At 73.9% G+C, this 26,397-nt stretch carries 24 protein-coding genes; 13 read left to right on the top strand and 11 right to left on the bottom strand.

The features are described from left to right. Positions 1 to 70 precede the first annotated feature (70 nt). Both ACWCRA_RS26585 and ACWCRA_RS26580 read left to right on the top strand, forming a co-directional pair. A complete protein-coding gene (locus ACWCRA_RS26585; RefSeq protein WP_451068772.1) occupies positions 71 to 1,456 on the top strand; it encodes an N-acetyltransferase family protein in 1,386 nt (461 codons plus the stop codon). 214 nt (positions 1,457 to 1,670) lie between these two features. Then, the gene (locus ACWCRA_RS26580) at positions 1,671 to 3,353 is read left to right on the top strand and encodes a DUF885 domain-containing protein (RefSeq protein ID WP_351552434.1); all 1,683 of its coding nucleotides are present in this window, start codon (positions 1,671 to 1,673) and stop codon (positions 3,351 to 3,353) included. A 266-nt stretch (positions 3,354 to 3,619) separates the two neighbouring features. Here the strand turns inward: ACWCRA_RS26580 and ACWCRA_RS26575 are convergent, their stop codons facing one another. After that, on the bottom strand, positions 3,620 to 4,111 hold the full coding sequence (locus ACWCRA_RS26575; protein WP_351552449.1) for a rhodanese-like domain-containing protein: 492 nt from the start codon (positions 4,109 to 4,111) through the stop codon (positions 3,620 to 3,622). Positions 4,112 to 4,198: 87 nt separating this feature from the next. Between ACWCRA_RS26575 and ACWCRA_RS26570 the strand changes: the two genes are divergently transcribed. Then, entirely contained in the window at positions 4,199 to 4,645 is a 447-nt protein-coding gene (locus ACWCRA_RS26570; RefSeq protein WP_351552437.1) for an Lrp/AsnC family transcriptional regulator, read from the top strand. A 12-nt stretch (positions 4,646 to 4,657) separates the two neighbouring features. On the opposite strand, the gene ACWCRA_RS26565 is transcribed toward ACWCRA_RS26570, so the two are convergent. Next, complete coding sequence (locus ACWCRA_RS26565; RefSeq protein ID WP_451068771.1) at positions 4,658 to 7,726, bottom strand: AAA family ATPase; 3,069 nt, start codon at positions 7,724 to 7,726, stop codon at positions 4,658 to 4,660. Further along, positions 7,723 to 8,892 (bottom strand): exonuclease SbcCD subunit D, encoded by a 1,170-nt coding sequence (locus ACWCRA_RS26560; RefSeq protein WP_351551579.1) that lies wholly within the window; start codon positions 8,890 to 8,892, stop codon positions 7,723 to 7,725. Before ACWCRA_RS26560 ends, ACWCRA_RS26565 begins: the two co-directional genes overlap by 4 nt. Positions 8,893 to 9,064: 172 nt before the next feature. On the opposite strand from ACWCRA_RS26560, the gene ACWCRA_RS26555 reads away from it, so the two are divergent. Then, positions 9,065 to 10,402 carry a YncE family protein gene (locus ACWCRA_RS26555; protein WP_451068841.1) on the top strand — a complete coding sequence of 446 codons (1,338 nt, stop codon included), beginning with the start codon at positions 9,065 to 9,067 and terminating at the stop codon, positions 10,400 to 10,402. Between the two features lie 87 nt (positions 10,403 to 10,489). On the opposite strand, the gene ACWCRA_RS26550 is transcribed toward ACWCRA_RS26555, so the two are convergent. Continuing rightward, positions 10,490 to 11,116, bottom strand: coding sequence for a YigZ family protein (locus ACWCRA_RS26550; RefSeq protein ID WP_351551573.1), 627 nt, complete (start codon positions 11,114 to 11,116; stop codon positions 10,490 to 10,492). Between the two features lie 62 nt (positions 11,117 to 11,178). On the opposite strand from ACWCRA_RS26550, the gene ACWCRA_RS26545 reads away from it, so the two are divergent. Beyond that, entirely contained in the window at positions 11,179 to 11,619 is a 441-nt protein-coding gene (locus tag ACWCRA_RS26545) for a CoA-binding protein (RefSeq protein WP_351551570.1), read from the top strand. 154 nt (positions 11,620 to 11,773) lie between these two features. Here the strand turns inward: ACWCRA_RS26545 and ACWCRA_RS26540 are convergent, their stop codons facing one another. Beyond that, on the bottom strand, positions 11,774 to 12,328 hold the full coding sequence (locus tag ACWCRA_RS26540; RefSeq protein ID WP_351551567.1) for a YbaK/EbsC family protein: 555 nt from the start codon (positions 12,326 to 12,328) through the stop codon (positions 11,774 to 11,776). 36 nt (positions 12,329 to 12,364) lie between these two features. Further along, positions 12,365 to 12,952, bottom strand: a complete 588-nt coding sequence (locus tag ACWCRA_RS26535) for a helix-turn-helix domain-containing protein (RefSeq protein WP_351551564.1) — start codon at positions 12,950 to 12,952, stop codon at positions 12,365 to 12,367. A 92-nt stretch (positions 12,953 to 13,044) separates the two neighbouring features. On the opposite strand from ACWCRA_RS26535, the gene ACWCRA_RS26530 reads away from it, so the two are divergent. Continuing rightward, positions 13,045 to 13,911, top strand: coding sequence for a DMT family transporter (locus tag ACWCRA_RS26530; RefSeq protein WP_351551561.1), 867 nt, complete (start codon positions 13,045 to 13,047; stop codon positions 13,909 to 13,911). A gap of 154 nt (positions 13,912 to 14,065) precedes the next feature. Here ACWCRA_RS26530 and ACWCRA_RS26525 read toward each other — a convergent pair whose 3' ends face one another. Next, positions 14,066 to 14,815 carry an acyltransferase gene (locus ACWCRA_RS26525; protein ID WP_351551558.1) on the bottom strand — a complete coding sequence of 250 codons (750 nt, stop codon included), beginning with the start codon at positions 14,813 to 14,815 and terminating at the stop codon, positions 14,066 to 14,068. A gap of 463 nt (positions 14,816 to 15,278) precedes the next feature. Here ACWCRA_RS26525 and ACWCRA_RS26520 point away from each other — a divergent pair, with 463 nt between their 5' ends. The 5 genes from ACWCRA_RS26520 to ACWCRA_RS26500 all read left to right on the top strand — a co-directional run bounded on the left by ACWCRA_RS26520 (position 15,279) and on the right by ACWCRA_RS26500 (position 19,777). Further along, positions 15,279 to 17,021, top strand: coding sequence for an ATP-binding protein (locus ACWCRA_RS26520; protein WP_451068770.1), 1,743 nt, complete (start codon positions 15,279 to 15,281; stop codon positions 17,019 to 17,021). 114 nt (positions 17,022 to 17,135) lie between these two features. After that, positions 17,136 to 17,552, top strand: coding sequence for a roadblock/LC7 domain-containing protein (locus tag ACWCRA_RS26515; protein WP_351551552.1), 417 nt, complete (start codon positions 17,136 to 17,138; stop codon positions 17,550 to 17,552). After that, a complete protein-coding gene (locus tag ACWCRA_RS26510; RefSeq protein WP_351551550.1) occupies positions 17,549 to 17,911 on the top strand; it encodes a DUF742 domain-containing protein in 363 nt (120 codons plus the stop codon). Before ACWCRA_RS26515 ends, ACWCRA_RS26510 begins: the two co-directional genes overlap by 4 nt. Beyond that, positions 17,892 to 18,506, top strand: coding sequence for a GTP-binding protein (locus ACWCRA_RS26505; protein WP_351551548.1), 615 nt, complete (start codon positions 17,892 to 17,894; stop codon positions 18,504 to 18,506). The genes ACWCRA_RS26510 and ACWCRA_RS26505 overlap by 20 nt, the downstream gene beginning before the upstream one ends. After that, entirely contained in the window at positions 18,503 to 19,777 is a 1,275-nt protein-coding gene (locus tag ACWCRA_RS26500) for a cytochrome P450 (RefSeq protein WP_351551546.1), read from the top strand. The genes ACWCRA_RS26505 and ACWCRA_RS26500 overlap by 4 nt, the downstream gene beginning before the upstream one ends. Before the next feature lie 36 nt (positions 19,778 to 19,813). Here ACWCRA_RS26500 and ACWCRA_RS26495 read toward each other — a convergent pair whose 3' ends face one another. From ACWCRA_RS26495 to ACWCRA_RS26485, 3 genes are all read right to left on the bottom strand, one after another. Beyond that, complete coding sequence (locus ACWCRA_RS26495) at positions 19,814 to 21,040, bottom strand: cytochrome P450 (protein ID WP_351551543.1); 1,227 nt, start codon at positions 21,038 to 21,040, stop codon at positions 19,814 to 19,816. Between the two features lie 212 nt (positions 21,041 to 21,252). Beyond that, positions 21,253 to 21,786 (bottom strand): gamma carbonic anhydrase family protein, encoded by a 534-nt coding sequence (locus ACWCRA_RS26490; RefSeq protein ID WP_351551540.1) that lies wholly within the window; start codon positions 21,784 to 21,786, stop codon positions 21,253 to 21,255. Between the two features lie 63 nt (positions 21,787 to 21,849). Further along, positions 21,850 to 22,302: a DUF4442 domain-containing protein gene (locus tag ACWCRA_RS26485; protein WP_451068769.1), complete on the bottom strand. Its 453-nt coding sequence runs from the start codon at positions 22,300 to 22,302 to the stop codon at positions 21,850 to 21,852. A gap of 424 nt (positions 22,303 to 22,726) precedes the next feature. On the opposite strand from ACWCRA_RS26485, the gene ACWCRA_RS26480 reads away from it, so the two are divergent. Together ACWCRA_RS26480 and ACWCRA_RS26475 are read left to right on the top strand one after the other, a co-directional pair. Further along, entirely contained in the window at positions 22,727 to 23,800 is a 1,074-nt protein-coding gene (locus ACWCRA_RS26480; RefSeq protein ID WP_451068768.1) for a hypothetical protein, read from the top strand. A 266-nt stretch (positions 23,801 to 24,066) separates the two neighbouring features. After that, on the top strand, positions 24,067 to 25,422 hold the full coding sequence (locus tag ACWCRA_RS26475; RefSeq protein WP_451068767.1) for an MFS transporter: 1,356 nt from the start codon (positions 24,067 to 24,069) through the stop codon (positions 25,420 to 25,422). Here the strand turns inward: ACWCRA_RS26475 and ACWCRA_RS26470 are convergent. Beyond that, entirely contained in the window at positions 25,384 to 26,229 is an 846-nt protein-coding gene (locus tag ACWCRA_RS26470) for a spermidine synthase (protein WP_451068766.1), read from the bottom strand. The two genes, ACWCRA_RS26475 and ACWCRA_RS26470, sit on opposite strands and share 39 nt — an antisense overlap. Between the last annotated feature and the right edge of the window lie 168 nt (positions 26,230 to 26,397).

Here is a 26,397-nt window from a genome sequence, read left to right as displayed (position 1 = left end):
AGATGCGCGCTTAACTCATCAGTCACAGTGCGTTCGTGATCAGGCAACACGGTTCGGCGAGAGTGAGGCCATGACCGATGTGACAGCTGCGAAGAACACCCGCCGCCCCCACCAGTGGCGGCGGGACCTCGTCGAGCTGGCGGCCGTGTTCACGGCGGTGGCGGTCGCCGACGTGGTCGCGAAACTGGTCGGGCACGGGCCCGACGGTCCGTTTCTGCTCCTGGTCTCGGCCGTGACCCTGGTCGCCACCGCCGCGTTCCACACATGGTGGGCGCACCGCCACCGCTCCTCCCCTGCGACCGATACGGCTCAGACCATCAACACCACGAACACCACCACCGCCGCCGCCGTCTCCCCCTCCGCCGCCGACCGGGCCGGGCGGGACGGAACGGTTCTCTGGCGGATGCGGACCACCGTGCGGGACTCGCCCGGCAGCCTCGCCGCGCTCTGCGCCGCGCTCGCGGCCCTCGACATCGACATCCTCACCCTCCAGACCCATCCCCTGGCCGAGGGCACCGTGGACGAGTTCCTGCTGCGCGCTCCCGGCGCGCTCCAGGCCCGGCGGCTCACCGACGAGGTCTCGGCGGCCGGGGGCGGCGGCACCTGGATCGAGCGCGCCGACGCCCACGATCTGGTCGACACCCCGACCCGGGTGCTGGGCCTGGCCACCCGTACCGCGCTGGACGCGGCCGAACTGCCCCTGGCGCTGCGGCAGCTGCTCGGCCGCTGCACCATCCACTCGCGGCCGGCGGTCCCGTGGTCCGGCCGGCCCTCCGGGGAGCTGCCGCCCGTCGACGGGGTGCTGGAGGAGACGGTGATGCGGCTGCGCGATCCGCGCGGCGGCACGATCACCGTGGAGCGCCCGCACCTGCCCTTCACACCGAGCGAGTTCGCCCGGGTCCGGGCCCTGCTGGAGCTGGACGCCCGGCTGGGTCCCCGGGTGCCCCGCAGCCGCGATGTCCTCACCCTGCCCGAGGGCGAGGAGATCACCGTGCGCCGGGCCGACCAGAGCGACCTCGCGGCGGCGAAGGCGCTGCACGACCGCTGCTCCGACCGCACGCTGCGGCTGCGCTACCACGGACCCGTCGGGGACGCCCACCGCTATCTCGACCATCTGCTCAGCCCGAGATTCGGCCGCACCCTCGCCGTGAGCACGGCGTCGGGGCGGGTGATCGCACTCGGCCATCTGCTCTGGGACGGGGACGAGACCGAGGTGGCCCTCCTCGTGGAGGACGCCTGGCAGCGCCGGGGCATCGGCTCCGAGCTGCTCGGCCGGCTGATCGGGCTGGCCCGGGAGGCCGGCAGCGAACAGGTGTACGCGGTGACCCAGTCGTCCAACACCGGCATGGTGGCCGCGATGCGGGGACTCGGTCTGCCCCTCGACTACCAGGTGGAGGTGGGCACCCTGGTCATCACGGCGCGGCTGGAGGGGACGGGCGCGGCGCTGAGCCCGTGACCGTCCCCGTTCCGGGCGAGGGCGGCACGGCCCCCGCCCGGGCCGCGGGCGCACCCGGGGGGCGCGGTGCGGCGGGCCCCCTGACCGGCCCATCAGTCGGTCGGGGGCGGGTGAGCAGGTATCCGGCCAGTGAACCGGGGTGTGACCTGGCCAACCCCATGGCGGCGATCAGACGATGGTGACGCGGAGCCCCCACTCGTATGAGGATGTGTGCATGTCAGTCACCCCCAGCAGCCCGCTGCCCCGCCAGGTCGCCGACGCCCATGTCGACGCGCTCATCGAACTCGACCCGACCCTCGGTACCTATCTGGGGGTCAGGAAGAGTGCCGCACGCCTTCCCGACTACTCCCCGGCCGGGCTGGAGGAACGGGCCGAACTCGCCCGGCGGACCCTCGCGCGGCTGGACGAGGCCGAGAAGCTGCCGGGTGCCGGGAGCGACGCCGAGCGGCGGTGCGGCCGGCTGCTGCGGGAGCGGCTGACGGCCGAGCTGGCGGTGCACGAGGCGGAGGAGGGGCTGCGCGCGGTGAGCAATCTGCGCTCACCGGCGCACTCGGTGCGCGAGGCGTTCACCGTGATGCCCACCGCCACCGAGGAGGACTGGACCGCCGTGGCGGAGCGGCTGCGGGCGGTCCCCGACGCGCTGCGCGGCTACCGGGCCTCGCTGGAACTGGGGCTGGAGCGGAAACTCTTCGCCGGACCCCGGGCCACCCGGACCAGTATCGGCCAGATGACCGAGTGGCTCGGCACGGAGCGGAGCTGGTTCGAGGAGTTCGTGGCGCCGGGCCCGGCCGCGCTCCGGACCGAGCTGGCGGCGGCGGCCAAGATCGCCACCGAGGCGCTGGCCGCGCTGCGGGACTGGATGAGCGAGGTCTACTCCCCCGCCGTCGCGGACGCCCCCGACACCGTGGGCCGTGAGCGCTACGCGCGCTGGTCGCGGTATTTCAACGGCACCGACCTCGATCTGGACGAGGCGTACGCGTACGGCTGGTCCGAGTACCACCGGCTGCTGGCCGAGATGAAGAGCGAGGCGGAGAAGATCCTCCCGGGCGCCGGCCCCTGGGAGGCGCTCGCCCATCTCGATGTGCACGGCCACCACATCGAGGGCGTCGAGGAGGTGCGGGCCTGGCTCCAGGGGCTGATGGACGAGGCGATCGAGGCGCTGGACGGCACCCACTTCGAACTCGCGGACCGGGTGCGGAGGGTGGAGTCCCGGATCGCTCCCCCGGGCAGCGCGGCGGCGCCGTACTACACCAGCCCCTCCGAGGACTTCTCCCGGCCGGGCCAGACCTGGCTGCCGACCATGGGCGCCACGCGCTTCCCGGTGTACGACCTGGTCTCGACCTGGTATCACGAGGGGGTGCCGGGTCACCATCTCCAGCTCGCGCAGTGGGTGCACGTGGCCGACCAGCTCTCCCGCTACCAGGCCACGGTCGGCGGGGTCAGCGCGAACGCGGAGGGCTGGGCGCTCTACGCCGAGCGGCTGATGGACGAACTGGGCTTCCTCCCCGACCCCGAGCGCAGACTCGGTTATCTGGACGCGCAGATGATGCGGGCGTGCCGGGTCATCGTGGACATCGGGATGCATCTGGAGCTGGAGATCCCGGCGGATTCGCCCTTCCACCCGGGAGAGCGGTGGACGCCCGAACTGGCGCAGGAGTTCTTCGGCGGCCACAGCGGCCGGCCGGCGGACTATGTGGAGAGCGAGCTGATCCGCTATCTGTCGGTGCCGGCCCAGGCGATCGGCTACAAGCTCGGCGAGCGGGCCTGGCTGCTGGGCCGGGAGAACGCGCGCAAGGCGCACGGTGACGCGTTCGACGCGAAGGCCTGGCACATGGCGGCGCTGTCGCAGGGGTCGCTGGGGCTGGACGATCTGGTGGACGAGCTGTCGAAGCTGTGACGGCGGCGGGGGGCGGACCCCGGCGCGCGCGTCGGCGTCCGCCGGACCGCCCGGACCGCCCGGATCACCCCGGACCGCCGAGGACCCGGGCCGCGGGGCGGCCGAACGCCTCGCGGACTCCGGCCGCCACCGCCCCGGGGCCCGGGGATCGGCGCGGGGACGGGGGAAGCGGGGCACGGGAGCCCGTCGTCACGGTCCCGGGCCCGGTGTCCGCCCGACACGGCTCCCGGTGTCCTCCGCGTGTCCGTCCGGCACGGCTCCCGGTGTCAGCAGCCGCACTCCTGCGCGCCGACGGGGGCGGTCAGGGGGTCCACCGCGCGCCGTTCCCCGGCGCCTCCCCCGGTCTCGTACGCGAAGCCCTCCCGCACCCAGTACTCGAATCCGCCGAGCATCTCCTTCACCGGGTAGCCGAGTCCGGCGAGGGCGAGAGCCGCGCGGGTGGCGCCGTCGCAGCCGGGGCCCCAGCAGTGGGTGACGACCGGGACGGAGGGGTCGAGCAGGGCTCCGGCCAGCTCCGGAATCCGGGCGGTCGGCAGATGGAGCGCGCCGGGGATGTGCCCCTGGTCCCAGGAGTCGGTGGACCGGCAGTCGAGCAGGACGAACCCGGCGCCGGTGCCCAGGGCGAGGGCGGCGGCGACATCGGAGACATCGGTGTGGAGGGCCAGTTGTGCGGCGAAGTGGGCGGCGGCCACGGCGGACGGGGCGGGCGGGACCCGGAGAACGGGGTTCTCACCGAGTGATGTGGTGGTCATGGCCAGAAATCTATGGACGGGACGCGCTCCGCTGAAGTGGGATTCCCCGGCACTTCTCTTGATCCGCCGGGGAATCCCCTGTTGTCTGGCGTCATGACCCCCTACTCACCGGACGCCACCGACTGGCGCATCCTGGCGGAACTCCAGCGCGACGGACGGGCCGGCTTCGCCGAACTGGCCCGTACCGTCTCCATGTCGGCGAGCGCCGTGACAGAGCGGGTACGGCGGATGGAGGAGGCGGGGGTGATCGCCGGGTACACGGCGGTGGTCGAGCCGGAGCGGCTGGGGCTGCCCGTCCTCGCCTTTGTGCGACTGCGCTATCCGCACGGCAACTACAAGCCGTTCCACGACCTCCTGGGGACGACCCCGGAGATCCTGGAGGCCCACCATGTGACCGGTGACGACTGTTTCGTCCTGAAGGTCGCCACCCGTTCCATGGGCCATCTGGAGGAGGTCACCGGCCGGATCTCCGCGCTCGGTCCGGTGACCACCAGCGTCGTGTACTCCTCGCCGCTGCCGCGCCGCGCGGTCGGCGGCTGAGCGCTCCCCGGTTCAGCCGCCGAGCGCGTCCGTGCGGACGCGGACGCCGGAGCCATGGCGCTCCTTGACCACTTCCAGCTGGGTGGGGATACGGCGGCGCAGATCGGCCACATGGCTCACGATGCCGACGCTGCGGTCCTGTTCGCGCAGTGCGTCGAGGACGTCGATGACCTCGTCGAGGGTCTGCTCGTCCAGGCTGCCGAAGCCCTCGTCGATGAAGAGGGTGTCCAGCCGAACGCCGCCGGCCTCCTCGGTGACCACATCGGCGAGGCCGAGCGCCAGCGCGAGCGAGGCGAAGAAGGTCTCGCCGCCGGAGAGGGTCGCCGTGTCGCGCTCGCGGCCGGTCCAGGCGTCCACGACATGGAGCCCGAGACCGGAGCGCTTGCCGCCGGTCCGGGTGTCGGAGTGGACCAGGGTGTACCGGCCGCCGGACATCCGCCGCAGCCGTACGGTCGCCGCCGCCGCGACCTGTTCCAGCCGGGCCGCGAGGACATAGGACTCCAGGCGCATTCTGCGCTCGTTGTCGGCGGAGGTGCCCGCGGTGAGGGCCGCGAGCCGGGCCACCCGGTCGTACTCCTCCCGCAGCGGGCCGAGCGCACGGGCCTCGGCCGCTGCCCGCCGGGACAGCTCCTGGAGCTGTTCGCACCGGCCGTGCGCGGCGTCTCGGGCGGAGAGGGCCTCCCGCAGGGCCCGTTCCGCGCCGCCGGCGGCGGCGCGCGCGGCCTCGGCGTCGGCGGGCGGGCGCTCCGCCGCGGCGCGGGTCTCCGGTTCGGCGAGCCGGGCGGCCACGGTGGCGGACTCGGTCCGCCACTCGTCGACGCGGTGCTGGAGCGCGCGCTGCTCCGTGTCGTCGAGGACCGCGTCGGCGGCGGCGCGGGGGGTGTCGAAACCGGCCCCGAACGCGTCGTCCGCGAGCCGGGCGTCGGTGTCCTTGAGGCGCTGCGCGGCGAGCGCGGCGTCGCGCGCCGCCGCCGCCGCGGCGGCGACCAGCCGCAGCCGCTCCTCCAGCCGGGCGGCGTGCTCGGCGACGGTGCCCGTGCCGTCGTGCGTCCGGGCCAGCTCCCGCGTGAGCGCGGTCTGTTCCTGGTCGAGGGTTTCGCGCCGGGAGGTGCGGGCGGCGGCCCGCCGCTCCACCTGCTGCCGGGCGTCGAGCCGCTCCCGGTGTTCGCGCTCGGCCCGGTCGAGGGCCTCCTGCGCCGTATGGGTGCCCGACGCGAGGAGACGGGCCTCGCCGTGCTCCCGTTCCAGCCGCGCGACCAGCTCCTCCAGTTCGCCCACGGCGGGCTCCCGGCCGGCTCCGTCGCCGGGGCCGCTCCCGGAACCGTCACCGGGACCGGAACCGGCGGTGCGGGCGCGGTCGCGGGCGGAGGCCAGGGCCTCGCCGGTCACCGCCCGTTCGCGTTCCGCCGCCGACCGGGCGGCCTCGGCCCGGGTGTACTCCCCGTACGCCGCGTCCTCCCGCGCCGGGTCCACCCGGTCGTCGGACGGCCGGGCCGGAGCGGGGTGTTCGGCGGAGCCGCAGACCGCGCAGGGCTCGCCCGGGGCCAGCGCGGACGCCAGCTCCGCCGCCATTCCGAGCAGTCGGCGCTCCTTGAGGTCGAGCCAGCTCTCACGGGCCTCACCGGCCCGGTCGCGGGCGGCGCGCAGCCGCTGCTCCGCCCCGGCCGCCTCGGCGGCGAGCCGGTCGCGGTCGCGGGCGGCGCGCAGCCGGTCGCGGGCCGGGGCGAGCCGGCCCGCGAGGTTCTCGGCGCGCAGCACGGCCTCCCGCGCGGCGGACAGGCGTTCGCGGTGCTCGTGGCGGAGGACCTCCCACTGGGCCAGCCATGCCTCCGCGTCCTGGAGGACGCTGTCGTCGGCGCCGGCCAAGCGGTCCAGTTCGTCCTGTTCGCGAGTGATCTCGGCGCTGCGCCGCTCGGCCCTGCGCGCGGCGTCCAGCCCGCCCAGATCCTGTCGCAGCCGCTGTTCGACCTCCGCGAGGTGCTCCGCGCCCGCGTCCCGCAGACCGGGCTCCAACCGGTCCCGGAGCCGGTCCAGGGCGGCGGTCGCCGTGCGGTGCTCCCGCTCGGTCTCGTCCCGCAGCCGGAGCGCGGGGGTGACCCGGTCCGCCCTGCGGGCGCGTTCGAGGGCGGCCAGCGCGCTCTCGTGCGCGCCCCGCCGCTCCTGGAGCGCGGCACGGCGGCGGTGGGCCTCCTCGTACCGCCGCTGGAGCCCGGCGAGTTCGCGCTCGTCCTCCAGTGCGCGCCGGGCGGCGGCTCCCCGGCTCTCGGCCCGGCTCAGCGCGAGGCCGGCGATGTCGCGGTGCTCCAGCGCGCCGGAGCGGGCGACTGCGGCCCACTCCAGGACGGCGCCGGCGAGTCCCGGATCGCCGGGCTGCTGCCGGGGCGGCGGCCACTCCCCGGGGTCCGGTCCCGCCGCCTGCTCCATCCTGTGCGCGGTGGCGAGGAGCCGTTCGTCCCCCGACCTCACCCGGGCCTCCGCCGCGCGCCGCCGGTCGGCGATGTGCTCCTCGACGGCGGCGAAGCGGCGGGTGTCGAAGAGCCTGCCGAGAAGTCTGCCCCGGGCCTCGGCGTCGGCGCGCAGAAAACGGGCGAAGTCGCCCTGGGGCAACAGGACCACCTGGCAGAACTGGTCGCGGCTCATCCCGATGAGCTGGGTCAGCTCCTCGCCGATCTCCTGGTGGGACTTGCTCAGCCCCTGCCAGGCGGCGGTCGCCGGGTCGTACTCGCGCAGGGTGCTCTGCGCCCGCTCGGTGGTGAAGCCCTTGCCGTTCCTCTTGGGGCGCGGCTGGGCGGGCAGCCGGGTGATCTCCAGCCGCCGGCCCCCGATGGTCAGCTCCAGCACGACCCGGGTGAGGGTGCCGGGCCCGGCGTGGTCACTGCGCAGGGAGGTGCCGGGGCTCTGCCGGGCGCCGGGCACCGCCCCGTACAGGGCGAAGCAGACGGCGTCCAGCACAGAGGTCTTGCCGGCGCCGGTCTGCCCGTGCAGGAGGAAGATCCCGCCGGTGGACAGGGCGTCGAAGTCGATCTCCTGCGCGGCTCCGAAGGGCCCGAAGGCGGTGATGGTCAGCCGGTGGAGCCTCATCGGCCCGCCCTCTCCTGTACGGCGTCGTCGACCCGGACCGCGTCGAAGGCCTCGCGCAGCACGGCCCGCTCCGGTCCGTCGGGCCCGTTGCCGCCGCGCACATGGGCCACGAAGTCCTCGGCGATCTGCTGATCCGCCCGGCCCTTCAGCCGCTGGGCGTACGAGACACCCTCGTCCGCGTTCTCGCGCTCGGGCTCGAAGCGCAGGCTCAGGGTGTGCGGGAAGCGCTCCCCGAGCCGGGCCATGGGGTCGGCGGGGCGGGCCGGGTCGGTGAGGGTCGCCTCGACGAAGGACTCCTCGTGCCGGGTGAGCGCGGGGTTCTCCAGCAGTCCGGTGAGGGTGCCGCGCAGCCGGGCGAGGGGTCGGGGCACGGGGCAGTCGAGGCGCCGGGCGTCGATCTCGCCGCCGGGTCCGAGGTCGACGAGCCACATCGTCTTGCGGTGGCCGGCCTCCGAGAAGGAGTACGCGAGCGGGGAACCGGAGTAGCGCACCCGGGCGTTGATGGTCTGGGAGCCGTGCAGATGCCCGAGCGCGGTGTAGTCGACGCCGTGGAAGACCCCCGCGGGCACGGCGCTGACCCCGCCGACGGTGATGTCGCGCTCGCTGTCGCTGGGCTCCCCGCCGGCGACGAAGGCGTGCGCGAGGACCACGGAGCGGGTGCCGGCCGGCCGGGTCGCGAGATCGGCGCGGACCCGGTCCATGGCGGCGGCGATCACGGCCTCGTGCTGGGCCCCGGCGGCCGACAGCTCGTCCTTCACCAGGGCGGGTTCGAGATAGGGCACTCCGTAGAACGCGACATCGCCGTGGTCGTCGGAGAGGATCACCGGGGTGGCGCAGCCGGCGGGGTCGGTCCGCAGATGGATGCCCGCGCGCTCGATCAGCCCGGCCGCGACACCGAGCCGGCGGGCCGAGTCGTGGTTGCCGGAGATCATCACCGTGGGCACGCCCTCGGCGGCGAGGCGGTGCAGCACCCGGTCGAAGAGCTCGATCGCGGCGAGCGGCGGCACGGCGCGGTCGTGGACATCGCCCGCGACCAGCAGCGCGTCCACCCGGTGCTCACGGACGGTCATCACCAGGTGATCGAGGAAAGCGGCCTGGGCCTCCAGCATGGAGACCCGGTGCAGGGAGCGTCCCAGATGCCAGTCCGATGTGTGCAGAAGCCTCAAGAGACCGCTCCGACCTGCATGTTTCCCTTTCTCCGCCCCTGGTTTCCGCACCCGCCCGGCACGGGGCCCGCCATCGGCTCCCCCCACGCTAGCGGGAATGCGCCCCGTCTCCGCCACGGCCCCCGGATTCGGGACGGCCCCGAGCGCGCCGCGCGGCGCATCGGCCGATCGGATGACGGCGCTGTCGTCCGGTGCGGGGAGCGGACCCGGGCCGGTGGTGGCGGAGGATGGAGCACGGGGCTCCGCGCGACGCCGGGCGGAGCCACCCGTGTCCGTACCGCGTCGAGGGGAGCGAGCCCGTGAGATCCGAGCACCACCGGTCACTGGAGACGGCCCGGCCGCCGGGGAGCGCCCGGTGAGGCGGCGGGCCCTGCTGCTGGTGCCGGTGCTGGCGGGGGTGCTGGCCGGCTGCGGGACGGGGGCTCCCGGGGCGCCGGCTCCCGGGGCGGGGGCCGGCAGAACGGCCCCGCCCCCGTCCGCTTCCTCTTCCGCGCCGGTGCCAGTGCCACTTCCGGCCGACCGGAAGCCGGGCCGTGACACACCCCCGGGCACCCTGCTCGTGGCCGACTTCGGCGGGGACACCGTGACCTTCCTGCACCCCGAGCGCGGGCCCTTCGCCTCCGTACGCGTCGGTACGGCACCGTACGGCCTGGCGGTGGGCGCGGACGGGCGGGCCTGGGTCGCCACCGCCGAGGGCGTCGCGGTGGTGGACACCCGCACCCGCGAGAGCCTGGGCAGGATTCCGTACCGCACCCGGACCGGTCCGGTGACCGACGGGGAGTACCGGGGCGGCGGGATGGGGATCGCGCTCGCGCCGGACGGGAAGCGGCTGTACACCGGGGTCAATGTGCCCGGCGGGCCGGGAGTGCTGGAGGTCGTCGACACCTCGGCCCGGAAGGTCGTGGACACCGTCCCGGTGGGGCGGCGCCCCTTCGACATCGATGTCTCCCCCGACGGCCGTGAGGTGTACGCGACCAATCACGACTCCTTCGACGTGACGGCCGTACGCACCGGATCGCCGGCCGCCCGCCGCTTCGAGGTCGCCCCCTACGGCACCGAGGGCGGCCTCGGCTCCTGGCTCAAGCCGCACTACGCGGCGGTCCGGGAGGACGGCCGGCTGCTGCTGCCCTTCGAGGGGGAGCGGCTGGCCGTGCTCGACCCGCGCACCGGCGAGGTCGGCATCGAGCCGATGACCGCGAACACCCATCAGCACGGCGCCGCGCTGACCCCGGACGGGACCCTGCTCGCGGTCGGCACCGGGCCGATCGGCCCGGACGACGCCGGGGCCTCCCTGACGGTACGCGCGCAGGACGGCACGGAGAGGGTCATTCCGCTGGAGGGCCCGCACGAGGATGTCGCCGTGTCGGAGGACGGGCGCACCGCCTATGTGAGCGGCGGTTTCACCCGGGACGGACACTGGGACGGGATCACCGTCGTGGATCTGGCCGACGCGACGACGCGCCGGCTGCCCGGCGGCTCCCGGCCGCTCGGGATCACCGTCCTGCCGTGACCGGGACCGGTGGCCGGCCCTCTCCCCGGCCCGGGCGACCAGCGTCGGGGGGCGCGTTCGCTCCCCGGCCGGCGTGGGCGGGAACGGTCAGAGGTCGCCGTACGCCTCCCCGCCGGGTTCGAAGCCGGCCGTCCCCGCCGTGGCGTCCGCCAGCCAGCCCCGGAAGGTCTCGACCTCCGCGTCCGGAAGCCCGATCTCGATCGTGACGCGCTCCCCGTACCGCACCTCGCGCACCACCCGTCCCGTGGCGCGCAGATCGTTCTCCAGCTTGCCGGCGCGCTGGTGGTCGACGGTGACGGTGGCGAGCCGGAAGCGCCGCCGGGTGAGGGTGCCGAGGGTGTCCAGGGCTTCGCCGACCACTCCCCCGTACGCCCGGATCAGCCCGCCCGCGCCGAGTTTCACGCCGCCGTAGTAGCGGGTGACGACGGCGACCGCGTAGCGGACCTCCCGGCGCATCAGCATCTGGAGCATCGGCACTCCGGCGGTCCCGCCGGGCTCGCCGTCGTCGCTCGCCCTCTGGACGGAGGCGTCGGCGCCGATGACATACGCGAAGCAGTTGTGCGTTGCGGTGGCGTGCTCCCCGCGGACGCGGGCGATGAAGGCCTGGGCCTCCTCCTCGGTCGCGGCGGGTGCGAGCGCGCAGATGAAGCGCGATCTGTTGATCTCTGTCTCGTGCACGCCCTCGCGGGCGACCGTCCGGTACTGCTCCTGCATCCGTCCACCCTATGCGGCGCCCGGAGGGGAATGCTCCGCCCGGGTCGCCCGTTGTCGTCACCATGAGTCAAGACGCAGCGGTGAGCGAGGCGATCCACCGGATTCTGACCTCGACGGGCGACACCTGGGCGGTCGTGGGCCTCTCCTCGAACGAGTCCCGGGCGGCGTACGGGGTGGCCCGGGTCCTCCAGCGGTTCGGCAAGCGGGTGGTGCCGGTGCACCCGAAGGCGGAGACCGTCCACGGCGAGCGGGGGTACGCGTCGCTCGCGGAGATCCCCTTCCCCGTCGATGTCGTCGATGTCTTCGTCAACGCGGAGCTGGCGGGCCGGGTCGCGGACGAGGCCGTGGCGATCGGCGCGAAGGCGGTCTGGTTCCAGCTCGGTGTCGTCGACGAGCGGGCGTACGACAGGACCCGGGCGGCCGGTCTCGACATGGTGATGGACCGCTGCCCCGCGATCGAGATCCCCGCGCTCGGCCCGGACGCGGCGGGCACCGCCCGATGACCCTCTCCCCGGGAGGCGCCCGCCGGGGAGGTTCTTTCGGACCAGCCCGGCAGGGGCCGGGAGAGGCGACCTGGGTCGTCTCTTTCGGATCGTGCCGGGCTCGCGAGCCCCGGCACCGCGCCTCGCCGATCCGGCCCGACCCGAATGAAACTTCCTAGATCCCCAGCCCGTCGAGGATCTCCGCGCCCGGGAGCCCCGCGAGCGCCTTGCCGGGGACGATCAGCTTTCCGCGCCGGTTGCCGCTGCCGATCAGCACCCAGGGGGCGTCGACGACCGCGCTGTCCAGGAGCAGGGGCCAGCCGGCGGGCAGGCCGACGGGGGTGATGCCGCCGTACTCCATCGCCGTCGCGCCGATCGCCGTCTCCATGGACGCGAACGACGCCTTGCGCGCGCCGAGATGTCTGCGGACGGCGCCGTTGACATCGACGCGGGTCCGGGAGAGCACGACACAGGCCGCGAGCGTGACCTCGCTGCCCCGCTTGCCCGCGACCACCACGCAGTTGGCGGAGGTGTCGAGCAGCTCCGGGCCGTGGTGCTCGGCGAAGACGGCGGTGTCGGCGATGGAGGGGTCGGTGTCCACGAAGATCAGCTGGTCCACGGGGACGTCCCCGGTCCAGCCGCCGACGGCGGCGGCGACCGGTGGCGGCAGCAGATCGAGGCAGTCGGCGGCGGGGCGGGCGTTGTCGAAGGTTCCCAGGGGAGCGCGCATCACGGCACGTTAACAGCGTCCGCCGGGGGCCGGGAATCACGCCGTCGCGGCTCCCCGCAGGGGCGGAACCGAGACCGCCATGGTCATCTCCACCACCTCCGTGCCGTCGTTGCGGTACGCGTGCGGGGTGTGCGCCTCGAAGGTCGCCGAGGTCCCGGCGGGCAGGGAGTGGGGCTCCCCGTCGACGACCAGGGTCAGCTCCCCCCGGGTGACATGGATCAGCTCCACCGTCCCCTCGGGGTGCGCGTCGGACTCGCTGCCGTCCCCGGGCATCAGCCGCCACCCCCACAGCTCCAGCGGTCCGCGCCGCTCGGCGCCGACCAGCAGCCTGGTGTGGCTGCCGGTGGAGGTGGACCACATCCGCACCGCCTGTTCGGGCGGTACGACCCGGACCTGTGCGCCCTGTTCGTAGTCGAGCAGGGTGGTGAGGGAGACACCGAGGGCGTCGGCGAGCTTCACCGTGGTGCCGACACTGGGGTTGGTCCGGGCCTGCTCGATCTGGATGATCATTCCCCGGCTGACCCCGGCGAGAGCGGCGAGGGCGTCGAGGGTGAGTCCCCGCTCGGCGCGCCGGCGTTTGAGGTTGCGGGCGAGCGCCTGGGTGAGCTGGTCGAGATCCGACACATTCCGTCCATCGTGTTGAATGACAGGGTCAAAAATACCGCACTACCGTGTGCTGAACTCCATCGTTCACCGCACGGTACTGCGAGGCCGCCATGACCGCACTGTTCGCCCTGGCCACCGCTCTGCTCTGGGGGCTGGCCGACTTCGGCGGCGGGCTGCTGACCCGGCGGGTGCCCGCGCTGACCGTGGTGGTGGTCTCGCAGTCCCTCGCGGTGGCCGTCCTCGGGGTGGTCGTGGTGGCCACGGGCGCGTGGCGGGAGGCCGGACCGCAGCTCTGGTACGCGGTGGGCGCCGGGGTCGTCGGGCCGGTGGCGATGCTCTGCTTCTACAAGGCGCTCGCGCTGGGGCCGATGGGGGTGGTCTCCCCGCTGGGCTCGCTCGGTGTCGCCGTGCCCATCGGCGTCGGGCTGCTCCTGGGCGAGCGGCCCGGGCTGCTCCAGTTCGCCGGGATCGGGGTCGCCGTGGCGGGGATCGTCCTCGCCGGGGGGCCCGAGCTGCGCGGGGCGCCCGTGCGGCGGCAGGCCATCGCGCTCACCCTCGTCGCCGCGCTCGGTTTCGGCGCGGTGATGGCGCTGATCGCCGAGGCGTCGGCCACGCTCACCGGGCTGTTCCTCGCGCTCTTCGTCCAGCGGGTCACCAATGTGGCGGTCGGCGGTGCGGCGCTGTACGCCTCGGTCGCGCGCGGCGCGCGGGCGCTGCCGGAGGACGGCGGATGGCCGGTCGTACGGGCCTCGCTCCCCGCGCTCGCCTTCGTGGGGCTCGCGGATGTGGCGGCCAACGGCACCTACTCGATCGCCGCGCAGAGCGGTCCGGTGACGGTCGCGGCCGTGCTGGCCAATCTCTACCCGGTGGTGACGGTCCTGGCGGCGCTGGTCCTGCTGCGGGAGCGGCTGCGGGTGGTGCAGGCGGCGGGCGCGGGCCTCGCCCTGGTGGGCACCGTACTGCTCGCCACGAAGTGAACGGGGCGGCCCGAGGGAGCGGGGGCGGCCCGGCGGGGCGGGAGCGGTTCGGGGAAAGCGGGGGCGGCCCGGCGGGGGCGGGAGCGGTTCGGGGAAAGCGGGAGCGGCCCGGCGGGGGCGGGAGCGGTTCGGCGAGGCGGGAGCCGCCCCGGGGTCAGGAGCCGTCCTCGGACCTCTCCAGCTCGGCGAGGGCGAGCAGCTGCTCCGGGGTGATGCCGTCCGGGAGCGGCACCGGGGCCGGTGTCCGCAGCGGGGGGCGCCAGCCCTCGACCGGGTCCCAGCTCCGCACCACCCGCGCGGGGGCCCCGGCCACCACACAGTGGTCGGGCACCTCTCCGCGTACGACCGCTCCCGCCGCGACCACGACATTGCGGCCGAGCCGCGCGCCGGGCAGCACCACGGCTCCGGTCCCCAGCCAGCAGCCGGGTCCGATCTCCACCGGTTCGGTGCGCGGCCACTGCTTGCCGACGGGCTCGTGCGGGTCGTCGTAACTGTGGTTGGTGGAGGTGATGTAGACATACGGGCCGCAGTAGGTGTCCGAGCCGATGGAGACCCGGGTGTCGGCGATGACATGGCTGCCCCGGCCGAGGACGACCCCGTCGCCGAGGGTCAGGATCGGATCGGCGCCCAGGTCGAGGCCGGGCATCATGCCCGCCGTGAGGGTGACCTGCTCGCCGATGACGCAGTGGTCGCCCAGCTCGATCCACGCCTCGCCGAAGACGGTGCCCTGTGGAAAGGCCAGCCGGGTGCCGTGGCCCAGCCGGCGGAACCGCAGCCGGCCGGGGCGCTCGGCGGTGACGGCGCCCGCCCGCTGCGTCCACTGCCAGCCACGGTGGACGGCGCGGCTGACCGCGCTCCGCCACCAGCGCGCAGGCGAGGAGAACGTGTTTCTGTTTCTGGGCACCCGGTCACGGTAATCGGCGGGACCTGGGCCGTTCAGGGACCCGGGCTGTGATGTTCGCCCCATGGAGGGGGCTCCGGCGGTCCGTGCCCCGCCTCCCCGGAGCGGCCCCCGCACCCTCCGGACGCCTCAGCGGATGGCTGAAAACCGACGCTCGAACCCGCCGGTCGACCCTTCGGAATCAGGCCGTTCGGCGGGATCTCCGCGCCCGGGGGCCCCGCACCGTCGGCCCGGACGGGGTTCTCGGCACCACCGAAGGGTTCCTGTGGAATTCGCCGTCTATCACGATCCATCCGCCGAGGCGGTCACTTCGGGACTAAGTCAACCGTTCTGCGTGCTCGGGGCCCCGACCGGACTCGTTGGCCATGGCACGTGACTACCATGAGCGCGACATACGTGCGGAAGATCACCGTCAACTTTTGGTGACCGCGCCTGTGTTCTGCCGATCCAAGCAACGAGGGACCGCATGTCAGTGCCAGTCGCCCCCAAACCGCGCAGGATACGAACACCTCGGCCCCAGTCCACGGCCGTACCGCTGGTCTCGGTCGTCCTGGCCGGGGCGGCCGGCGGCGCGGCGACAGCGGCGGCACCGGACGCGGCCCGCTCCTGGGTCGCCGTCACCGCCCTGGCCGCCTGGGTCTGGGTGGCCGTGACCGTGGCCGTGGGAGTCATGAGCGCGCGCCGGGCCCACTCCGCCGCGGCCGCCACCACCGCCGAACTCCGCTCGGTCCAGGCCCAGTCGTCGCGGTCCGCCGCGGAATCCGCCCATCTGACCAATGTCACCTTCCCCACCGTCGTCAAGCGGCTGCGGGACGGCGAGAGCGCGGGCTCGGCGGTCGCCGCCACGGCCCCGCCGTCGGACCCCCAGCTCCGCCGGATGCTCCAGCTGTTCGCGGCCGAACTGGCCGCGGGTGAACTGCGGGCCGCGACGGCGGAGTCCGGGCGCGCCGGAGCCGTACAGCAGCTGAACCGGGCGGCGGGCGAGCTGGACCGGCTGACCGGCGCGACCCTGCCCGCCGCCATCGAGCGGCTGCGCGGCGGGGCGTCCGCCGGTACCGCGCTGGCCGAGCTGGACCCGCCGGCCGATGCGCGGCTGCGGGCGATCCTGGACCTGGTGGTCCGGGAGTTCGCCTTCAGCGAGCGCCGCGCGGCGGCGGCCCAGGGCGCGAGCGCCAAGGTGCTGAGCCGGGTTCAGGCCAAGGCCGTGAGCATGCTGGCCGATCTCCGCGACATGCAGGATCGTCACAGCGAAGAGGTGTTCGGGGATCTGCTCCGGCTCGATCACAACACCTCACAGCTCGGTCTGCTCACCGACCGGCTGGCGCTGCTGATGGGCGGCCGGGCGAGCCGGGCGTGGAACAAGCCGATCGTGATGGAGTCCATCCTGCGCGGCGCCGTCGGCCGGATCGCCGCCTACCAGCGGGTCCGGCTGCACTCCACCAGCACCGCGGCCGTCGCCGGCTACGCCGCCGAGGGCGTGATGCATCTGCTCGCCGAGCTGATGGACAACGCGGCCAACTTCTCCCCGCCCATCGACGAGGTCCATGTCTATGTGGAGGAGCGCACGGCCGGACTGGTCGTCACCATCGAGGACAGCGGACTGAAGATGGCCGACGCCGCGATGCGGCGCGCCGAGGAGGCCGTCTCCGGCCGCTTCCAGGATCTCGCCCATCTGCAGAGCACCCGGCTCGGACTGGTCGTGGTGGGCCTGCTGGCCTCCAAGTACCACATGAGCGTGAGCTTCCGGCCCTCGTCGCGCGGCGGCACCGGGGTCGTGGTGCTCTTCCCGCCGCAACTGCTGCACCAGACGCGGACGGCCGCCCCGGAGCCGGTGGAGCAGCGCCCCCAGGCGCCCGCCGCCGCGCCGGTCCGGACGGCCGAGCGGGCCCGCGAGCACCCCCAGGCGCCCGCGCCGGCCCCGGTGACCGCGCCTGCCGCGCGGATGCCGGACCCCGCCGTACCCGCCCAGCGCCCCCTGCCGCCCCCGGCCCCCGACGCCCCCCGGGGCGCGACCCCGGGCGGTCTGCCCGTACGCCCTCCGGGGCGCACCATGGCCGCCGCCGACCGGGGCCGCCCGGATCCGGACGCCCGCTCCGCCGGTGCGTCCGCCCCCACCCGGCCCGGGCGGGACGCCGGGACCCAGTTCGGCGCCTTCCACCGGGCACGCAAGGCCCAGGACGACCGGCGGGACGGATCGCCGGAGCAGTGACCGCCGGGGCGGGTGCCCCTGATGAACCACACCCCGAACCACCCCTGATGTCTACGCGGACAGGAGGCACGGGCCGGTGGCCGGACCGTCCGGCGACACCGCCCCACGCAGCTCATGCAGACCACCGACAACAGCCTGACCTGGCTACTGGAAAGCCTGCTCGACCGGACCCCGGGCACTCGCCACGCCCTGGTGCTCTCCCGGGACGGGCTCAAGCTCTGCTGGACCCCCCATCTCACCCTCGACCAGGCCGACCAGCTCGCCGCGATCTGCTCCGGCATCCAGGCCCTGGCCCAGGGCGCCTCGGTCGAGTTCGGCAACGGCAACGGCGGCGTACGGCACTCGATGACCGAGTTCCACGGCGGGCTGCTCTTCATCGTGGAGGCGGGCGCGGGCGCGCATCTGGCCGTCGTCGCCGATGACGGGGCGGACCCCGGTGCCGTGGGCCACCAGATGACCGAGTTGGTCGAGCAGATCGGCGAGCATCTCCGGGCGGAACCGCGCACCCCCTCGGAGAACCGGCTTTCATGACGCCGCGCCGCCCCGTCGACCTGGGTGACCCCGACCGGCTCTATACCGTCACCGGTGGCCGCAGCCGGGCCGATGACGAGAAGTTCGACCTGGTGACCCTGGTCGTCAGCGAGTGCGAACCGACACCGGGAATGCAGTCGGAACATGTACGGATTCTCGAACTGTGCCGCCGCCCCATCGCGGTCGTGGAAATCTCCGCCGAGCTGAAGCTGCCGATCACGGTGGTGCGCATCCTGCTGGGCGATCTCCAGTCGACGGGGCGGATCACCGCCCGGCATCCCCGGGTGGGTCGCTCACTCGTCGATCTGCCCGACTCGGCCCTCTTGGAGGAGGTGCTCCATGGACTCCGCAATCTCTGAACTGCCCGGCCGCACCCCGCTGGCCGAATCCGCCGACACCGGACTGAAGATCGTCATCGTGGGCGGCTTCGGGGTCGGCAAGACCACCCTGGTGAGATCGGTCAGCGAGATCCGACCGCTGAACACCGAGGAGGTGATGACCCAGGCGAGCATCGGGGTGGACGAGCCCGCCGGCCTCAGCGGGAAGACCACCACCACGGTGGCCTTCGACTTCGGCCGGATATCCCTGAACGAACGCATGGTGCTGTACTTGTTCGGCGCCCCGGGCCAGGAGCGCTTCTGGTTCCTGTGGGACGGCCTCTTCTCCGGGACGCTCGGTGCCGTGGTGCTGGTCGACACCCGCCGGATGAGCGACTCCTGGTACGCCGTCGACCGGCTCGAACACCACCGGACCCCGTTCGTGGTGGCGGTCAACCGCTTCGACGGCGACCACGCGGCGTTCTCGCTGGAGGAGATCCGCCAGGCGCTGGCGCTCCCCGCCCATGTGCCGCTGATCGAGTGCGACGCCCGGGTCCGCTCGTCCGGCAAGCAGGTTCTGATCAGCCTTGTCGACCACCTTCACGAACTGGCCAGGGCCAGGGAGACGACATCATGACCGAACGCACCGGATACGACTCCCGCGGGCCCGGCGGCGGCCCGCCGGCGGGCTGTCCCGCCCACGGGGGCGCGATCCCGCTCAGCGGGCTGGAGTTCCAGCAGACCCCCTCCGAGCTGTACCGCTCCCTGCGCCGGGAGCACGGGGCGGTCGCTCCGATCCTGCTCGACGGCGGGGTGCCGGCCTGGCTGGTGCTCGGGTACGCCGAGGTCAGCTATGTGACCGGCCATGACGAGCTCTTCGCCCGTGACTCCCGCCGCTGGAACCAGTGGCCGAACATCCCGCCGGACTGGCCGCTGATGCCGTTCGTCGGCTACCAGCCCTCCGTGCTGTTCACCGAGGGGCCCGAGCACCAGCGCCGGGCCGGGGTGATCACCCAGGCCCTGGAGGGGGTCGACCAGTTCGAGCTGGCGCAGTGGTCGCGGGCCATCGCCCACCAGCTGATCGACTCCTTCGCGGGCAGCGGACGGGCCGAGCTGATGGCCTCGTACGCCCACGCGCTGCCGATGCGCGCCGCGGTCCAGATGTGCGGGATGCCCGCCGGGGGCGAGGACACCGAGGATCTGGTGACGGATCTGCGGATCTCGCTGGACGCCGGGGAGGGCGACGACCCGGTGGCCGCCTACGTCCGTGTGCAGGAGCGGATTCAGCGGCTGGTCAAGGAGAAGCGGGCGGACCCGGGGCCGGATGTCACCTCGCGGATGCTCACCCATCCGGCCGGTCTGACGGACGACGAGATCGTCCAGGACCTGATCTCGGTGATCGCCGCCGCCCAGCAGCCGACCGCCAACTGGATCTGCAACACGCTGCGGCTGCTGCTCACCGACGACCGGTTCGCGCTCAATGTCTCCGGGGGGCGGCTCAGCGTCGGCCAGGCCCTGAACGAGGTCCTCTGGCTGGACACCCCGACCCAGAACTTCATCGGCCGGTGGGCGGTGCGCGACACCCAGCTCGGCGGGCGGCAGATCCGGGCCGGGGACTGCGTGGTGCTGGGGCTCGCGGCGGCCAACACCGATCCGCAGATCTGGCCCGAGGGGCACATCGGCGCCGAGAACTCGGCCCATCTCTCCTTCAGCAACGGCGAGCACCGCTGCCCGTACCCGGCGCCGCTGCTGGCCGATGTCATCGCCCGTACGGCGGTCGAGACACTGATGGAGCGGCTGCCGGACGTGGTGCTCGCCGTGGAGCCGGAGGAGCTGACCTGGCGCCCGTCGATCTGGATGCGCGGGCTGACCTCGCTCCCGGTGCGTTTCACACCGGTCGTACGGTGAGTGGCGCCCGGCGCCGCACCGGGAGCGGGCGCCGGGTCACCCCGCCGTCGGGGTGAAGCGCACGGGCAGCGAGGCCGGGCCCCGGGTGAAGACTCCCTGTTCCCGGGGTTCGAAGCCCTCGGCGAGCCGCAGATCCGGCATGGCGTCGAGGAGCTGGCCGACACCGATCTCCACCTCGGCCCGGGCGAGCAGCGCCCCGACGCAGAAGTGGCGGCCGAGCGCGAAGGCCAGATGGTCGGCGGCGGCGGAGAAGGCGGTGGTCGTGGTGAGGTCGTCGCGGAAGAGGTCGAAGGTGTCGGGCTCGCGGTAGCGGTCGGGGTCGCGGTTGGCCGCGCCGATCAGACAGGTGACGGTGGCTCCGGCGGGGATGGTACCGCCGCTGACCGTCACATCGGCCGCGGTCTGACGCATGATCATATGGACCGGCGGGGTGTGGCGGAGGGTCTCCGCGAAGGCCCGGCCGATCAGCGAGCGGTCCTCGCGCACGGCGGCCAGTTGCTCCGGGTGGCCGAGCAGATTGGCGAAGATGCTGGCGATGGCCTTGTCGGTGGTCTCCCCGCCGGCCGCCAGGAGCAGGCTGCAGAAGGCCTTGATGTCCTCGTCGCTCATCCGCACCCCGTCGACCTCGGCGGCGCAGAGCGTGGAGAGCAGGTCGTCGCCGAGGTTCTCCCGGCGCTCGCGGATGATCGGGAACATGTACTCGGCGAACTCGACGCGGGTGCGCTCACCGGCCGCCGCGACCTCGGGGTCCCCGGCGAGGTTGCCGAGGAAGGCGATGACGGTGGTGTACCAGCCGTGGAAGCGGGCGTGGTCGGCCTTGTCGAGGCCGAGCATGTCGGCGATGACATTGACCGGGAAGCGGGTGGCGAAGGAGCTGACCAGGTCGGTGGAGCCGGTGTGGCGGAAGGTGTCGATGAGGTCGCGGGCGTTGCGCTCGATCACCGGGAGGAACTTCTCCTGGAGGTCGGTGCCCCGGAAGGCGGGGGCGACCAGCGCCCTGCGCACGGCGTGCTCCCGGCCGCTGAGCTGAAGGATCGTTTTGCCGTGGACGGGCTCGATCTGCCAGTCGTAGTTGTCCGTGGTGTAGAGCGACTCCTTGTCCTTGAAGGCGCGTTCGACGTCCTCGTACCGCGAGATGAGATAGCTCTGCGTCGGTTCATGCCACAGGAGAGGGGCGCTCTCCCGCATCGCGCTGTACACCGGGTAGGGGTTCGCGGCGAACTCGGGCGACAGGATGTCGGGAATGTGGTGGGTGGTGACCATGGACGCTCCCTTGGGTAACGGACTACATGCACCACGTTATTGACCATTCGTCGGCCAAAACAGATGGATCTTGGCCGAATTTGATTGTTGTGCCGCGCGCGGCGGTTCCGGAGGCGGCTCGGTCGGCCGTTTGGTCCGGAATGAGGGCGATTCATCCTGAATGAGCGCCGGACCGGTCCGGCGGAACCGGGTCCGCCACGGATCGATCCGCGTCAGCCCCTGGGGGTCGCCTCGCGGTGCGCCCCGGCCAGCTCCTGGTACAGGGCGGCGTTGCGGACGATGTCCGCGCGCTCCTCCCCGGTCAGCTCGCGCCGGACCTTCGCGGGCACCCCCGCGACCAGGGAGCCCGGCGGGACCCGCATCCCCTGGGGCACCAGCGCCTGGGCGGCGACGAGGGAGCCTGCGCCGATGCGGGCGCCGTTGAGCACGGTCGCGCCCATGCCGATGAGGACATCGTCCTCGACCGTGCAGCCGTGCAGCACGGCGTTGTGGCCGACGGAGACCCGCTCGCCGACCGACACCGGGAAGCCGGGGTCGACATGGACCGTGCAGTTGTCCTGGATGTTGGAGCCGGCGCCGATGACGATGGGGCCGCAGTCGGCGCGCAGCACCGCGTGGTACCAGACACCGGAGCCGGGGCCGAGGGTGACCTCGCCGACCACCACGGAGGTGGGGGCGGTGAAGGCGTCCGGCGCGATGTCCGGGTCCTTGCCGCCCACGCCCGCGATCCATGCCTGTGCCGTCATCGCCCGCTCCCCTCCCGGCGCGCACCCCAGCGGCGCACGCCGGGCAGCCTACCCAGCGGGTGATCAGGAGTGGGGGCGCAGGGTCCAGACGATGGTCATCTCGCCGGTGACGGCGCCGTCCGCGCGCTGGATGGCGATATGCACCGGGAACTCGGGCCGGCCGCCGCCGTCCAGTTGGGCGACGACATCGGCGGCGGGCCGGCCGAGGGTCGCGGTCGCGGTGACCTCGCCCATCGCCAGCTTCCTGTAGCCGATCTCGGCCCGGACGGCGAGCGGGACGGCGCGGCTCAACTGGTCGCCGAAGGCGGCGAGGACGACGGCACCGCTCGCCGACTCCGCGAGGGTGAACATCGCGCCGGCGTGCGGGCCGCCGACATGGTTGTGGAAGTCGCTCTGGTCCGGCAGGCGCAGCACCGCGCGTTCGGCGGTGGTCTCCAGGAAGGCGAGGTTGAGGGTGCGGGCCATGGGGACGGTGGCGGCGAGCATCTCGCCGACGGACATCTGATCAGCGCTCATGGCCGCGATGTTACCGGCGGGTAGTACGGTTGGCCATCCCCGCGGTCCGGCGATGGGGAGCGCCCGGGCTCCCGGTCTCCCGGGTCCGCGGCGGACCAGGGTCTTCCGTTTGGATCGGGCCGGATCAGTGAGCGGGGTCCGGTGCCGTGCGTCGCGGGGCGGAGGACTGAGCCACCGCGGTGGGGGTACCTTCCGCGCCCGCCAAAGGGCACGCGGGCACAGGGGCACAGGGGCGATGGGCGACGCCGCGGCGGGGCGCGGTGCCAGGGCACGCGAGCCCAGCAAGATCCCAGCGGAAGGCCCCAGGTGCTCGGCGATCCGGGCCGCCGCCGCGCCGGTCCCGCGCCGGTCCCGCGCCGGGAACCCGGGCTTCCGGCGGGGCGGAAGTGGCCTGTGTGACACCGCGCCTCTATGGTTACTCGCCATGTGGCCAGGACAGCAGCCGCCCGGGGGCGAGAACCCGCAGCAGCCCAACCCGTACCAGCAGGGGCAGCAGCAGCCCAACCCGTACCAGCGGCCGGGGCAGCAGCCACCCGGCCCGTACCAGCAGCCGAATCCGTATCACCAGCCCGGGTTTCAGCAGCCGAACCCCTACACCCAGCCGACCGTGGCGCGGCCCATGGCCACCGCCGGCCCCGGGGGTCCGGGGGGCGGTGGCGGACGCGGGCGGACCGCGCTGGTCGCGATCGTGGCCGCCACGGCGGTGGTCGCCGCCGCCGTGATCACCGCGACCGTGGTCCTGCGGGACAACGGGACCGGCGGGGACACGGACGGCAAGGCCCCGGCGGCGAACGCCTCGGACCAGGACGGTACGAGCACCTCCGTACCGCCGTCCCCGGCCGACGGGGCAGCGGGCGCGCCCTCGTCACCGGCGGAGAACCCGCGCGGGACGGAGGACGTCGAGCCGACCATCCCGGGCTGGAAGGTGGTCACCAACCCCAAGCACGGCACCCGGTTCGACGTACCGCCCCAGTGGACCGTCGCCGGCGCCGGGATCAGCACCTTCCTGGAGGACGAGAAGAAGGGCGGCGGGGTCCCCCTGGTCACCATGTCCGCCCCGGCCCATCTGAAGCCCAGGTGGTGCACCGACGACTCGGGCGGGCTGACCCGGACCTCCGGGCTGGCCACCGCCGGCACCAAGGGCGGCAAGGGCGCCAAGGACACCCGGACGGCCGCCTACAACGAGGCGGGCGTCTGGGCGTGGGGCGCCTTCGCGCAGAAGGAGCCCAAGGGCACCGTCTCCATCACCCCGGCCAAGCCCTACACGACCGCGTCGGGACTGCGCGGCAGCAGGGCGACGGCGACGGCGGACGGGGTCCGGAAGAAGTCGAAGTGCGCCAGTGACGGCAAGTCGGTGGCGTTCACCTTCAAGGACGCCACCGGGGAGTTCAGGACCTGGGTGCTGTACGCCGCCGCGGGCGTCCCCGACGAGGTCCCGGACGCGACGATCGACCGGGTGCTGTCCACCTTGCGGGCGGTGGGGAAGCCGGCGGGCTGAGGGGACACCGGCGGGGCAGGTGTCCCTGCGGGGCAGGGCGGGGCGGAGGGGAAGGCAGCAGGTTTTCGGGGGCCGGGCTCGCACCGGTCTCGGTCCGGCCCTCCGGCGGCGCGAGGGGACACCGGCCGCTCCGGGCCCGGCGGGCCGGGTGAACACCCCCGGCGAGGCCGGCTCCCCGGCGGGCGGGAGGCCCGAGGGATGCGGGGCCCGCCCGCAGGCCGGAAATTCCTTTGAGTGACGGGGACGGCGGCAGGCATAGTCCCAGGGTGACGAAACCCTCCGCCCCGCCCCGCACCCGTTTCGCCCGGCCCGCCTGGGCCGGCCGCAACTACACCCTGCTGACCGGGGCGGCGATCGTCACCAACCTCGGCAGCCACGGCTCGCTGATCGCCGCGGCGTTCGCGGTGATCGAGACGGGTGGCGGCGCCCGGGAGGTGGGTCTGGTCGCCGCTGCGCGCACCGTACCGCTCGTGTTCTTCCTGCTGATCGGCGGCGCGGTGGCCGACCGGGTGCCCCGCCACCGGGTGATGGTCGCCGCCAACGCCCTCAACTGCGTCTCCCAGGCGGCCTTCGCCGTCCTGGTGCTCGCCGGGGAGCCACAGCTCTGGCAGATGATGGCGCTGACCGCGCTGGCGGGCACCGGTACGGCGTTCTTCAACCCGGCGGCTGAGGGCATGCTGCTCTCCAGCGTCAGCGGCGAGCAGGCCAGCCGCGCCTTCGCGCTCTTCCGGATGGCCACACACGGCGCGGCCATCGGCGGCGCGGCACTCGGCGGCGCCATGATCGCGGCGATCGGTCCCGGCTGGGTACTGGCCGTGGACGCCGCCGCTTTCGCGGTCGCGGGTGCCCTCCGCGCCTTCCTCGATGTCAGCCATATCGCCCCGCGCACCGCCGGCGGCGGGCTCGTCTCCGATCTGCGCGAGGGGTGGCGGGAGGTCGCCGGCCGGCCGTGGCTGTGGGCGATCATCATCCAGTTCACCGTGGTCGTGGCCGTCGTCGGCGCGGCGGAGGGGGTCTACGGACCGCTGGTCGCCCGGGACGAACTGGGCGGGGCGCGCCCCTGGGGGCTGGCGCTCGCCGCGTTCGGCGTGGGCACCGTCCTCGGCGCGGTGCTGATGATGCGCTGGAAGCCGCGCCGGCTGCTGCTCGCCGGGACGCTCTGCGTCTTCCCGCTCGCCGCGCCGTCGGCGGCGCTCGCGGTGCCGCTGTCGCCCGCGGGGCTGGCGCTGGTGATGCTGGTGAGCGGGATCGCGATCGAGGTCTTCGGCGTCACCTGGATGACGGCCCTGCACCAGGAGATACCCGAGGACAAGTTCTCCCGGGTCTCGGCGTACGACTGGTTCGGCTCCACCGCGATGCTCCCGGTGGCCACGGCGCTCGCCGGACCGGCGGAGAGCGCCTTCGGGCGCGGCACGGCCCTGTGGGGGTGTTCGGCGCTGATCGTGCTGGTGACGGCGCTGGTGCTGCTGGTGCCCGAGGTACGGAATCTGACGCACCGCCGGGAGCCGCCCGAGGCGCCGCGGACTCCGGGGCCCGTCGCCGAGCCGGTCCCGGAGCGGGCGCCGGGGGAGGCCGCCGGGCGGTCAGCCGATGCCGAAGGAGCCGTGGGGCGGCTCGGGTGACGCCCGGGCGGTCCGGTCCGTGACCGGTGCCGCGCGGCCGGTGAGCCGGGCCAGGGCGGCCCCGTGGACCACGCGGGCGGGGAAGGGGTCGGCCGCGGCCCGGCGGGCGAGGGCGGCGAGATCGGCGGGGGTGTCGGAGGCGAGGAGCACCACATTGCCGAAGCGCCGGCCGCGCAGCACCGCCGGTTCGGCGATGAGCGCGAGTTCCGTGAAGACCGTGCCGAAGGTGGCGAGCTGGGAGCGGAGGAAGGCGAAGGGCGCTCCGTCGGCGAGGTTCGCTGCGTGGACCCCGCCGGGGCGCAGCACCCGGGCGGCGGCACGGGCGTACTCGACGGAGGTCAGATGAGCGGGGACGCGTGAGCCGCCGAAGACATCGGCGACGACGACATCGGCCGAGCCGGCCGGCGCCCGTTCGACCCAGTCGCGCGCGTCGGCCGCGTGGACGCCGGTGTCCGAGCTGGCGGGCAGCGGCAGCACCTCCGCGACCAGGTCGAGCAGCCCCCGGTCGGCCTCGACGACCTGCTGCCGTGAGCCGGGGCGGGTGGCGGTGACATAGCGGGGCAGGGTCAGCGCGCCGCCCCCGAGGTGGAGCACGTCGAGCGGGGTGCCGTCGGGGGTGTGGCAGTCGATGACATGGGCGAGCCTGCGGGCGTACTCGAACTCCAGATGGGTGGGGTCGTCGAGGTCGACATACGACTGGGGCGCGCCGTCGACCGTCAGCAGCCAGGCGTGTGCCCGGTCGATGTCGGGCATCAGCTTGGCGGTGCCGTGATCCACGGGGCGGGTTACGGGGATGGGCTCGTCCACGGGGGCATTGTCGTACAGCGAGGGGGTGGGGTGGGCCGGGGGGCTTGTCCTCCGGACCCGGGCGGGCTGGGATAGGTGGCCGCACAGAGCGGGACCGGTGCCGGGGCAGATCGGACCGGTGCGGGGTCCCCGACACCAAGGTCCGTCCTCAAACGCCGGACAGGCTGG

The sequence above is a fragment of the Streptomyces sp. NPDC001889 genome, from assembly GCF_053594535.1.
The sequence above is the reverse complement of the archived record's forward strand: the minus strand, read 5'-3'. Positions and strand labels throughout refer to the sequence as shown.